This window comes from Pseudoalteromonas sp. Isolate6 (genome assembly GCF_022398435.1).
GTDB lineage: Bacteria > Pseudomonadota > Gammaproteobacteria > Enterobacterales > Alteromonadaceae > Pseudoalteromonas > Pseudoalteromonas galatheae.
Map to the genome: position 1 here is coordinate 39,122 of NZ_JAKEVK010000011.1, position 12,365 is coordinate 51,486.

The 12,365-nt window shown below is 43.8% G+C and carries 10 protein-coding genes; 2 read left to right on the top strand and 8 right to left on the bottom strand.

Features of this window, described 5'->3' with window-relative positions:
* Positions 1-28: 28 nt before the first annotated feature.
* The 7 genes from L1D50_RS02965 to L1D50_RS02995 form a co-directional block, all read right to left on the bottom strand.
* A complete protein-coding gene (locus L1D50_RS02965) occupies positions 29-1,264 on the bottom strand; it encodes a cysteine desulfurase-like protein (protein ID WP_239965469.1) in 1,236 nt (411 codons plus the stop codon).
* A gap of 9 nt (positions 1,265-1,273) precedes the next feature.
* Positions 1,274-1,906 carry a 2OG-Fe dioxygenase family protein gene (locus L1D50_RS02970; RefSeq protein ID WP_239965471.1) on the bottom strand — a complete coding sequence of 211 codons (633 nt, stop codon included), beginning with the start codon at positions 1,904-1,906 and terminating at the stop codon, positions 1,274-1,276.
* Between the two features lie 245 nt (positions 1,907-2,151).
* Entirely contained in the window at positions 2,152-4,749 is a 2,598-nt protein-coding gene (gene acnB / locus L1D50_RS02975; protein ID WP_239965473.1) for a bifunctional aconitate hydratase 2/2-methylisocitrate dehydratase, read from the bottom strand.
* Between the two features lie 310 nt (positions 4,750-5,059).
* Positions 5,060-6,109: an OmpA family protein gene (locus L1D50_RS02980; protein WP_239965475.1), complete on the bottom strand. Its 1,050-nt coding sequence runs from the start codon at positions 6,107-6,109 to the stop codon at positions 5,060-5,062.
* Between the two features lie 151 nt (positions 6,110-6,260).
* A complete protein-coding gene (locus tag L1D50_RS02985) occupies positions 6,261-8,039 on the bottom strand; it encodes an ABC transporter ATP-binding protein (RefSeq protein WP_239965477.1) in 1,779 nt (592 codons plus the stop codon).
* On the bottom strand, positions 8,040-9,461 hold the full coding sequence (locus L1D50_RS02990; protein WP_138524456.1) for a YdiU family protein: 1,422 nt from the start codon (positions 9,459-9,461) through the stop codon (positions 8,040-8,042). It lies immediately after the preceding gene.
* A gap of 29 nt (positions 9,462-9,490) precedes the next feature.
* Positions 9,491-10,171, bottom strand: coding sequence for a DNA-3-methyladenine glycosylase I (locus L1D50_RS02995; RefSeq protein ID WP_138524458.1), 681 nt, complete (start codon positions 10,169-10,171; stop codon positions 9,491-9,493).
* A 526-nt stretch (positions 10,172-10,697) separates the two neighbouring features.
* Between L1D50_RS02995 and L1D50_RS03000 the strand changes: the two genes are divergently transcribed.
* Positions 10,698-11,210: a sigma-70 family RNA polymerase sigma factor gene (locus L1D50_RS03000; protein ID WP_128725655.1), complete on the top strand. Its 513-nt coding sequence runs from the start codon at positions 10,698-10,700 to the stop codon at positions 11,208-11,210.
* Between the two features lie 7 nt (positions 11,211-11,217).
* Here L1D50_RS03000 and L1D50_RS03005 read toward each other — a convergent pair whose 3' ends face one another.
* Positions 11,218-11,667: a TerB family tellurite resistance protein gene (locus L1D50_RS03005; protein WP_128725656.1), complete on the bottom strand. Its 450-nt coding sequence runs from the start codon at positions 11,665-11,667 to the stop codon at positions 11,218-11,220.
* Between the two features lie 54 nt (positions 11,668-11,721).
* Here L1D50_RS03005 and L1D50_RS03010 point away from each other — a divergent pair, with 54 nt between their 5' ends.
* Positions 11,722-12,096, top strand: coding sequence for a hypothetical protein (locus L1D50_RS03010; protein WP_239965478.1), 375 nt, complete (start codon positions 11,722-11,724; stop codon positions 12,094-12,096).
* Positions 12,097-12,365: the final 269 nt, after the last annotated feature.

Below are 12,365 nucleotides of genomic sequence, written 5' to 3' on the forward strand. Positions count from 1 at the left end.
CAGTGGGAGCCTTAGCTCCCACTTTGTATTATGCTAATAGCTCACTAAATGCATCAAACAAGCTATCTAGTTCTTCTATGGTGTTGTAATGCATACAACCAATGCGCACCACACCACCTTTATCCATCACGCTAAGTTGCTCGCAAAGCCCTTGGGCGTAAAAATTGCCATCCCATACACACATGTGCTTTTTACCTAAGAATTCCGACACGGCACGTGGCTCGATGCCATCAAATGTCAAAGCAAACGTTGGTGTACGCTCAGCGAGTCTCTCAAGTGACTCGATACCAAAAAGCTTAATCTTTTTAAACTCGGCTAAACGCGTTAAAAAGTGCTGGCTAAGCTGCATCTCATGCGCTTTTGTGCGTGCAAACGCCTCAACCAGTTTCTCACGACGTGAGGTATCTGAACTCATTCCACTAAGTGAAGCAATGTAGTCAATCGCCGCAACAACACCCGCTAGCCCTTCGAAACTCTGCGTACCAGTTTCCCAGCGGCCAGGAATAATGTCTTTTGCCGGCTCCACCTTGTACGGAGTAAAACCTTCTAAATGCTCACGCTTACCATACACAATACCCACATGCGGACCAAAGAACTTATAAGCAGAGCACGCAAGGAAGTCGCAATCCAAACCTTGTACATCGATTAGCTCATGAGGTGCATAATGCACAGCATCAACATATACCAATACACCAACTTGGTGCGCAAGCTCCACAATGCGTTTGATATCGTTGATTGAGCCCGTTGTATTTGATGCATACGTCACCGCAACCAACTTAGTCTTGGCATTTAGTAGTGATTCAAAATGCGCAAGATCAAGTGTGCAATCGGTTTCATTAATACGCACCGCATGTACCTTCGCACCTTTATCTTCGGCGGCTTGACGCCATGAAGAAACGTTTGAATAGTGATCGGCATTAGTCACAATGACTTCATCACCCGCTTGCCATTCGCGAGATAGCGCACGGCTAAAGCTGAAGGTTAAGCTAGTCATGTTGGCACCGAATACAATTTGATCTGCACTTGGCGCATTGAGTAAGTCCGCAACCGCTTGGCGCGCTTCACTCATCAAACTGACGGTCTTATCGCTCGAGAAAAATGCACCACCTAAGTTAGAGTTAAAATAACCAAGGTAAGCAGACATCGCGCTCAATACGGATTGCGGTACTTGAGAGCCACCCGGACCATCAAGGAAAATTGGCGCGGTTCCACCGATACTTTGCATAAGCGCAGGGAACTGACGACGCACTTGATTTAAATCCATACTACCCTCTTAGGCTGTAAATACGAAGCAGTCTAGGTAACCGACTTGCTCGGCATCTAGCTTGTTCATCGGCGTTGCGTTATGCCACACTTCACGGTCATTCACCAGTGCAAATAAACCATCTTTGATTTCCATTTTGAAGCAAGGTTCGGCTTCTTTATGTTCATAAACCAATAGCTCACCACCGGCGATATTTTCGTGAGAAACACCACAAACACACACATGGTCAAAGCCATCTTGGTGTACACCTTCAGGCGCAGGAGGGGTATCGCTTTCAATCGCTAACATGCGAAACTGATGAACTTCTATGCTGGTATCGTCTGCAATTCCTGTCATGGCTTTGAATTCAGCAAGCATATGCTTAAAGCCATCGGTGTTTAACATGTCCAGCTCAAGGTTTTCGTAAACACGCTCAATATTACCTTGGAAAGTATTAATTGAATCGTCTTGAACGAAAGCCTTAGTCGGCTGCAATATCACTTCACCGCCAGTGAATTTAACCACTGAATAGCGGCGCTTTCTGAATGCACCATCGGCATAAGGGTTATCTGGAAGTTGATTGAAAAAAGGCTTAACTGCGTCGATATGTGACTGCGGCAAAAAGCGTAGTTGTAATAAATTCTGGTTGTTCACTGTTGTCATGATCCTCTCGCCCATTGATGAGAATTTGCCGACAATTCTAATAAAACCAGAGAAAATTACTGTTTAAAAAAACGGGATTTTAACAAGTAAAACGCAATAAAAACCCAGTTATAGCCACTTTAATAGATTACTTATCTAGGTTTAAAATAATGCTTGATAACACCATTTAAGATGAGCGTTTTATGTGCATAAAAAAAGCCAGCATGCGCTGGCTTTTTTCTTTCAATATATTCTAGAGCGAGTAATTAAACCGCTTGTTGAATGATCACTGAGTCTGCCTTTTTAGTGTACTGAGGCATCTTATGGAAGTTCAAGTAACGGTACGTGTCCGCAGCCGTTGCATTGATCTTCTCTGCATACTCTTGATATTCAGCAGGCGTTGGTAGTTTACCAAGAATAGCAGCTACCGCTGCAAGTTCTGCTGATGCAAGGTATACGTTTGCACCTGTACCTAAACGGTTAGGGAAGTTACGAGTCGAGGTAGAAACAACCGTTGCTTTATCAGCAACACGCGCCTGGTTACCCATACATAGTGAACATCCAGGAGTTTCGATACGTGCACCTACACGACCATAAATACCGTAGTAACCTTCGTCAGTTAACTGATCGCGGTCCATTTTCGTTGGTGGAGCAACCCATAGTTGCGTTGGTAGACGACCACCGAAATTATCCAGTAGTTTACCAGCTGCACGGAAGTGACCAATGTTAGTCATACAAGAACCAATGAACACTTCATCGATTTTCTCACCGGTTACCGCTGAAAGTAGACGAGCGTCATCAGGGTCATTCGGTGCACAAAGGATTGGCTCTTTGATATCAGCAAGATCAATCTCAATGGTGTGCGCGTATTCTGCATCCGCGTCAGCAGTCATTAGCTCAGGGTTTGCTAACCACTCTTCCATCTTAGTGATACGACGCTCAATAGTACGTACATCACCATAACCTTCAGAGATCATCCACTTAAGCATCACGATGTTAGAGTTTAGGTACTCTTCGATAGACGCTTGTGAAAGCTTAACGGTACAACCTGCCGCACTACGCTCTGCAGATGCGTCAGATAGTTCGAACGCTTGCTCAACCGTTAGGTGCTCAACACCTTCGATTTCAAGGATACGACCAGAGAACTCGTTGATCTTACCTTTTTTCTCAACCGTCAATAGACCTTGCTGAATTGCATAGTAAGGGATAGCGTGTACTAGGTCACGTAATGTGATACCCGGCTGCATTTCACCTTTAAAACGAACAAGGATTGACTCAGGCATATCCAACGGCATTACGCCCGTTGCTGCTGCAAACGCTACCGCACCTGAACCTGCTGGGAATGAAATACCTAACGGGAAACGAGTATGTGAGTCACCTCCTGTACCTACTGTATCTGGAAGTAGCATACGGTTTAGCCACGAGTGGATAACACCGTCACCAGGGCGTAGTGATACACCGCCACGGTTCATGATGAAATCAGGAAGTGTGTGGTGTGTATTTACATCGATAGGCTTAGGATAAGCTGAGGTATGACAGAATGACTGCATCGTAAGATCAGCAGAGAAGCCTAGACAAGCAAGGTCTTTAAGCTCATCACGCGTCATTGGACCCGTAGTATCCTGAGAACCTACCGTTGTCATTGTTGGCTCACAGTATTGGCCTGGGCGTACACCTGCCATATTACATGCTTTACCAACCATCTTCTGTGCAAGCGTAAAGCCTTTACCAGAATCTTCTACTAACTTAGGCTTGCGGAAGATATCTTCAGCTTCAAGGCCCAGTGACGCACGAGCTTTATCAGTTAGACCACGACCGATGATAAGTGGAATACGACCACCAGCACGTACTTCATCAAGAATTACGTCTGACTTTAGTGAGAACGTCGAGATAACTTCGTCTGTACCGTGACGCTTCACTACACCTTCGTATGGGAAGATGTCGATTTGGTCACCCATGTTCAATTCATCAACTGGAAGTTCAATAGGTAGTGCACCTGAATCTTCCATGGTGTTGAAGAAGATAGGTGCAATTTTACCACCTAGACACACACCGCCAACACGCTTGTTTGGTACGAATGGGATGTCATCACCCATGAACCAAAGTACAGAGTTAGTTGCAGATTTACGAGATGAACCCGTACCAACAACATCACCCACGTATGCTAGAGGTAAACCTTTGCCGTTAAGCGCTTCAAGCTGTGCGATAGGACCTACTTCACCAGGTTTGTCAGGGTTGATACCGTCACGCTCGTTTTTAAGCATAGCTAGTGCGTGTAACGGGATATCTGGACGAGACCAAGCATCTGGTGCTGGAGACAAGTCATCTGTGTTTGTCTCACCTGTTACTTTGAATACAGTTACAGAAATTTTGTCTGCAACGGCTGGCTTCTCAAGGAACCATTCTGCATTTGCCCATGATTCAATAACTTGTTTAGCAAACTCGTTGCCAGCTTTTGCTTTTTCTTCTACGTCGTAGAATGCGTCAAACATCAGTAGTGTATGAGATAAACCTTTAGCAACGATAGGTGCAAGTGCTGCATCGTCTAACAGATCAATCATTGGCGCGATGTTATAACCACCTAGCATAGTGCCAAGTAACTCAGCTGCATATTCTTTTGAAATAAGTGGAGATTCAGCTTCGCCTTTCGCTACTGCAGCCAAAAAACCTGCTTTTACGTAAGCGGCATCATCTACACCTGGCGGTACACGGTTGATAAATAGATCAACAATGAACTCTTCTTCACCTGCAGGTGGAGTTTTTAGTAATTCGATAAGGTCAGCAGTTTGCTGCGCGTCTAACGGCTTAGGCACGATACCTTGCGCGGCACGCTCTTCTACGTGTTTACGATATTCTTGAAGCACAATATTGCCCTCTTGGTGACGTGGACAGACAAGTAAATGATCTGGCTGCGATTATTGATACAATCGGCTGAACCATTCCCTTGACCATAAAATATAATGAACAATTATAAGGTCTTTGAGTATAGATGAAAATCTTGCATACGATACCTCGCCTTATAGTCACTATAAATACAATGAATAAGCATGCCGAAACAAGTATATTTTGATGAATATTAGTCAAACGAGAATCATTTTAATTTTGCGAAAAGGTACTAACAATTGGATCAAAAAAGGCTCCAGAAGGAGCCTTTTTGCATAAGCTAAGTGAAAATTAACGCTTAACTTTTACTTTTTCTTTAGAAGAAACGTGCGCTTCTACACGACGGTTTTCCGCATGTGCTTTTAGCGTGTTTGCTGGGTTTTTCAAACGCTCTTCACCGTAACCAACCGTGGTAATGCGCATTGAATCAATACCCATATCAACGAGTTTCTCAGCAACGTTCTTCGCACGGCGCTCAGAAAGCTTTTGGTTGTAATCAGCATCACCCACAGCTGACGCGTGACCTTCAATCACAACATCTGCATTTTTATGCTCTTTCAAGAACTTAGCAACCGCGTTGATATCATCAACATATTGCTGTGAGAAAGTTGCATCGTCATGCGGGAAGCGGACTAGCAGACTTACTTTATCTTCCTTAGTCTCGTACAAAGTACAACCAGAGGCATCAACAGCATCCGTCATTGGTGTGTTAGCACATTTATCTTCGCTATCCACAACACCATCTTTGTCACTGTCTTGCGGTGCTTCTGCAACAACAGGAGCAGGGGCTGGCGCAACCTCTTCCGTTTTACTCGTGCTACCGAATGAGTAGTTGATACCAATTTTACCACCTACATCTGTAAAACCAGCTTCAAGGCCTTGGTAGATTGCCGCTTCTGCGTTCACAAACAAGTGATCGGTGAAGTAATGGCGAACACCAGCACCCACGTTAGCAAAAGTGTTATCTGAGATTACATCTAGATTCATCTTTTTGATACCCACTAGGCCATAGAATGGACCACCATCAAAGTGGTACAAACCGTCAATACCGTAACGCTCTGCGTCTAGTGAACCATTGCTGATCCCACCAAGATCAAAGTCCATATCTGCATACTCAAGACGACCACTCCAGTATTTATCAAAGCGGTAGCCAATTTCAGCACCCCAACCAGTAGACTCTTCTACATCTAAGCCAGCCATATCGCGGTGATTTTGCCAGTCAGCGTCATAATAGTCACCAAATACACCAAGGTATACGCCTTCAGTTGGCTCTGTGGTATTTGCATTTGCATTGGCTGTTACTGCCATCGCAACTAGTAAGCTCAAAGTTTTAATTTTCATCATTCCTTCCCATCTCTGTTAGTTAACGCATTGAGTATTGACTCGGATAGTCTATCAGAAAATGCGTCTACTGATTACGTTGCATAGATAATATTAGCTCGTCTATTAATGTTTACTTAACGTTACATAAGGAATTTTTGCTATTTCTCAATTAATTTTGATGGCCAAATAGGATTTGGTACAGACCCTGTTCCTCTAACAACTCCTTGTGTTCTCCGTATTGGGACACTTCACCATCATCTAACACATAAATTAAGTCGGCTTGTTTTATTGCGCTCAGTCGATGTGCAATAATCAAAGTCGTTCTATCAGTCAAAAACGCTTGCAAATTGCGGTGAATTTTTGCCTCAGTCTCAATATCAAGTGCCGAGGTTGCTTCATCCAGCACCACCACTTTAGGGTCGGCAACAACCATTCTTGCAATAGCTAACCTTTGCTTCTGTCCTCCGGACAATTTAATACCGTTACGACCAACTTGTGCATCTAGCTTGTCGGCTAGTGTAAGTACAGTGTCGGCTAGCTCTGCAACGCGGAGTGCCTGCCACAATATTTGGTCAGATACCTCTCGTCCCATTGCTAGATTTTCACGGATGCTAGTATTAAAGAGTATCGGCTGCTGCAGTACGGTCACTATATTATCTCGCACGGCTTCGTAACCAATTTGCTCTACTGGTGTGTCATTTATATGAATCTCGCCGCTTTGCTTTTCATACAGTCCCAACAGCAGTTGCACCAAAGTAGATTTACCACCTCCAGACACCGCTACTAACGCTACTTTCTTCCCTGCTGGAATATGCAAAGATACCTGTTTGAGCACGGGTTGCTCTGCAACGTAAGCGAAGTCTATATTGGCAAATTTGATATCAACCTGAGATGAATCAAAGACGGTTTTCGTAGCGGGATATTGTGCTTCTGTCGCAAAGTTAAAAACCTGATTTAACCTGCTAAGTGCCGCTGAGGCACCATAGTACGCATATTGAATACCAAGAATTTCCTGCACAGGCCCCATCATGAACCAAAGGTAACCAAATACCGCAAATATCTGGCCGACCGTTAAATCAGAAAACACCACCATAAACATAGCGACAGCACGGAAAAACTCGAACCCCACCAAAAATACGGTGAAGCTTAAGCGGTTAACCGCATCCGTTTTCCATTGCGACTGCACCGCGTAATGTTTGAGATCTTTGGCGGCTACTTTAACTTGTGCAAAGTAGTTCCCCTCTCGACGAACAGCTTTTAATTGAGAAATAGCATCTAGCGTCTCAACTAACGAAGTTTGTAATGCTTCAAATGCAGCGTTTTCTTCCTTTTTCAGCTCTTTAACATGTTTGCCAAACTGTCGAGAAAAATAGATGACCGCCGGATTAAGCAATAGGATAACCAGCCCCAACATCCAATCAATCCAAAGCAAAATCGCCGCAGTGCCAATGATTGTAAGTAAGCCGATTAAAAAGCGTGACAAGGTTTGGCTGATAAATTTATCCAAAGTTTCTACATCGGTAATACAGCGAGAGCTAATTGCTGCACCACCTTGGCTTTCGTACTCCTTCAGTTGAACTTTAGGTAAATGCGTAAGTAAACGCTCACGGATTTGATAACTAATGTCCTTGCCAATAATAGTAAACTGGCGTGACTGCATCACTCCTAGCACCAAGCTGGCCAAGCGCATGGTTATGACAGCCAACAAAATAACCACAATATAGCCACTAGGGCCATGCCATTGTTCGGGTAAGACTGAGTTCATCCAAGCTACCGCTCTGCCAGGTGTGTCTAGTAAGACTTCATCGACCAGCAACGGCATCATCAAAGGGATAGGGACACTCACTAACGCGGCAAACAAGGCGATGATATGCGCCTTAATAAGCGGTCGTTTGTGCTCAAGGACTTTACGTTTAATTTCTTGCCAAGAAAGCTGCTGTTCTGCCATTTAGGTTCCACAAAAAGTTTGATAGTGGGCCGGTGTAGAGGCGCTGGTCCACGACTCAGGATAGTCTTTGTAATCATAGGGCGACGTCAACGCAGTTAGCCAATCCTCTAGTGTTTGACTCATGCCTTGCTGATTAAATAGCGCAATCTCAGCCTCCACCAACGCATTACGAGGGATAAGTATCGGGTTAGCTTGACTCATCAAGTTAGCCGCAACGTCATCAAGAGCATGCCTTTGCGCCCATTGCTGCTGCCAGCCCTCCAACTCCGTTGGCACAGTTAAGGCTTTGTTGGGATGACCAAGCAAGCTATTGGTTAGTGCCGCAAAGGTATTGGTAAAGTCTAGTTCGTGCTCCGTCATCAACTTGAGTAAATCACTAAGGAGAATGTCGTCTGCGTCGCTCCATTCATCAATACCAAGCTTAGCCGCCCACATATCTTTGTACTTGCGATTAAACGATTCAGAAAACTCCGCCAAAATTTGACTAAATGCTTCAATTCCCGCTTGCTCATCCTGCCATAACACCAATAAGGCCTCGGCAAGTCGCGCACAGTTCCAATTCATGATGTTTGGCTGATTACCAAATGCATAACGGCCTTGACGGTCGATAGAGCTAAACACGGCGTTAAAATCAAACTTTTCCATCATTGCACAGGGGCCAAAGTCTATCGTTTCGCCACTGAGCAAAATATTGTCGGTATTCATCACGCCGTGAATAAAGCCAACCCGCATCCACTCGACGACTAAGTCAACCAACTGTTCACACACTTCACGGAACAATTCGAGTACATCCTGTTCGGTCTCAACTTTAAATCCCTCAAATAATTGCTCGCCCAGCAAGTTAAGCAGGCTCCAAAGCTCATCTTTATTTTGCTGTGTAGCCAGATATTGTAAGGAACCGATGCGGATATGGCTTTTTGCCACACGGCATACAACCGCGCCAGATGCTTCACCTTGACGGTAAACATGGTGTCCAGTGGTTACAACAGCAAGGCATTCCGTAGTTGGAACACCCAAGCCAACCATAGCTTGGCTCATGATGAACTCACGTACCGCGGGCCCTAGCGCACAAAATCCATCACCGCCTCGAGAAAATCGCGTCGCTCCAGAGCCTTTCAAGTGCAGGTCGTATTGACGTCCGTCATCGAGTTTCACCCCACCTATTAAATGCGCTCGACCATCACCAAGTAACGGGTTAAATTGCCCAAACTGATGACCACTGTAGGCTAAGCTCGTAGGCTCAATGTTACCTAAAGGACGTTGACCACTTAATAGCTCAGCAAGCGCTGTGGTGTCGTATTTATCTAGCTCAAGCTTATCTAGCAGTGGCGTATTGGATAGTAGTAATGTGGGCTGATTAAATCTTGCTGGTTGCTCCTTAAAGAGCAGAGCAGAGCCTTGATAGGGCTGAAAAAATACCATGCGGCCATCTCCATTTTTAGCACATTTTACTAGCGAATATTATCACCAACACTCATTGATACAATTTGGCTTAACGCTTGTAAGCTAAGCCCGCTATATTGACGCATTTCATTGAAAAACTGCTGCGCCGCTTGCAGTGACTTCTTACTTTGCAAGCCACCGTCGATTATCTCCTCAGCACGCAGTACCGTTTCGACATCTTTACTCAGTAAGAACGTATCTTTACCTAACACACGAAGCGCGTAAGGACCGGTATTCCCACCGAGTCTCGAGCCATGCTTTTTCAAGTACAGCCACAAACCAACAATATTGTCTTCCGGCCAGTTTGCGACGAATTCACTAAAACGGCCATGCTGTTGTTGCACTTCAAAAATCATATGGCAATTGTCAGCGATACTTTTTACCTTTTTAGCATTACGAATGATCCGTTCATCCTGACTACGTTGCTCGTACATTTCAGGAGACATCATTAACAGCTTCTCGACTGAGAATTGCCAAAACACTTCTCTAAAACCGTCCCATTTATTATCCACCACCGCCCAGTAAAACCCACTTTGAAATATCTTGCGAGTAAATTCTTCTAGCCATTGATCATCACTTAATGCCAATAGCGATTCGGTGCTCAATGGCTGGCTAAGCCTAGCTTTTAGCGCCGCCTCAGAGCCTTTACGCTCGGCAGCCCTATGATAAATTTTTTCGAATACTTTCATGCTCGTATATACATCCGATTTGCATTCCCTACAGGGTAACTGATCTCAGGGCTGGATGTGAGCTAATTTTAACTCTCTTATGTCCCTATGCTTAAACTCCAGTTTATTTTTCCATAACCCGATAAATTGGGTGCTCTGTTTGCGCCTATTTCCTTTCTGGTTTTTTGTAAAAGCTGCGGCCTTCCCTCTGGATCCATCACGACTTATCAAGTGATAAAAGTCCGACTTTCACTTTCAACACGAACAAAGTAAAAACATTCTATTTACACCAACCAGTAAAGACAGCAAAAAGCGAATATTAATCTAGGGTTTAACAAATAAAAACTTAGAAAGCTATGACTATAAATTCAACAGTCACATCCTAGATAGCTTAAACCAGGCTAAATGTTAATAAAGCGTACATAAAAATGCGTCATTACTTTAATTTAACTTGACACGAACCTATAACAGAAAATAAGATCGCACAACAAATGATAAGCGTTATCATTTGCACTGGTAAAATACAATTAACATAGGAGTGTGATCTGTGTCCAAGTTTGCTATCAAGTGGGCTAACGTTATTTCAGACAACAAAGGGAAAGTGCTTGCATATCTCAATAGTATTTTAAAGTGCCCTTACCTTGCTGAAGATGCATTACAGGACACCTTTATTCGCCTTAGTAGCATGTCACATACACAAAATGCGCAAATCAATAATGCCACCAGCTTTTGCTTCCAAGTGGCAAGAAATATCGCAATTGATATGCTACGCAAGCAAAGTAGAGAAAGTTTAGTTGCACTTGAGGCAACACATGTAGAATACATGTCAGACAAAGACTCAGATATCGAAAACAAAGTCGAGTCGGCGCAACTGAATAGACGCATGGACTCAACCATCCGAAAACTGTCGACGCGACATCAGAATATCATTAGTTTTTATCGCTCTGGTCGGCTCAAGCAAAAAGAAATTGCCAAACTATACAAGATCTCACCAACCTTGGTTAACTTTATGATAAAAGAGGCTGTACATAGCTGCCAAAAAGAGTTTCTGGCTCACTAACACTGCATTATGCATTAACTGATTGCTGTACTCGTAACTTCGCGGCAATAAAATCAGCATGAGCAACATAAAATAGCCCGGCTATTTTACGAATGATGTAGTCCTCGTGGCTATCCAGCTCACCATCAGCATAAGCAACGTGCCATAACAGCTCAATGACCTCGATACGTTCAATGTCGCTGGTGTGGTTATTCACTTGTTTGGCAAAAGAATACATATCTACTGCCTGTTCTACTAATTGCTGTGCTTGCGTTATCAATGCACTGACTTGTGGTTCAGGCAATTCACAACGTGTTTTGAGTAGCTCCGCAATTTTATCGAACTCCGACTGTTGTAGTTTGCCGTCCGCTCGCATTACTTCGACCAATAATGCAGCAAGCGCGGTATTAAAGTCGATTTCTTGTTTCGGTGACGACTCCTGCAAGCTTTGAAATAGCTTTTTAAGTTGGTTAAGCAAGTGGCTAATCTCCCATGTGATATACTGTAAATGTAGCAGACTAAAAGGACAGTTATGCGTAAGTTATCATTGAGACTAAATTCATTAAAGCTAAGTTCCCTAGTCGTAGGTGCAGCACTGCTCTCGGCGTGCCAATATACACCGGTTCCAAGAGGCGAACCTGAAAAGCTCTATGACTTTGACCATAAAGTACATTATGAGCAAACCACGTATAACGATGACCACTTTCGACTGGCAATTAAGCCAGATAGTTATGCGCATTTTAGGCAACAAAGCGTATTTTTGCTGCGCCATGCCAAACGCTTATGCCAAGGCAGTAACCCACAATTGACATTACTCGGAGGCGTCCAAAGCTTTGATAAGATGCCATTAGAGCCAAGACCTTACCAGAATGACTTAACAGTAGACGTAAAATGTGTGACCAAATAGCCACACATTTTTGTTAACGCTATAAATTTCAGTGACCCGCTCTGGGTTTAGTCTTTATACCAGTTGTATTAAATAAATGATCTATCTTGAAGCGGGGAAATAGCTTTAGTAGCACCGCTCTCGCGTCCTGCTACCGCTAAGGTACCTATATCCATATAGGCAAGGCAAAAATTTTGCTATTTAGTTGTTCTAAATGAGAAATTTTTAACGAAGCTAATATGCTATTTCACCCTTCAAATTGATTAGAGAATTAATTCAATTGGTATAAC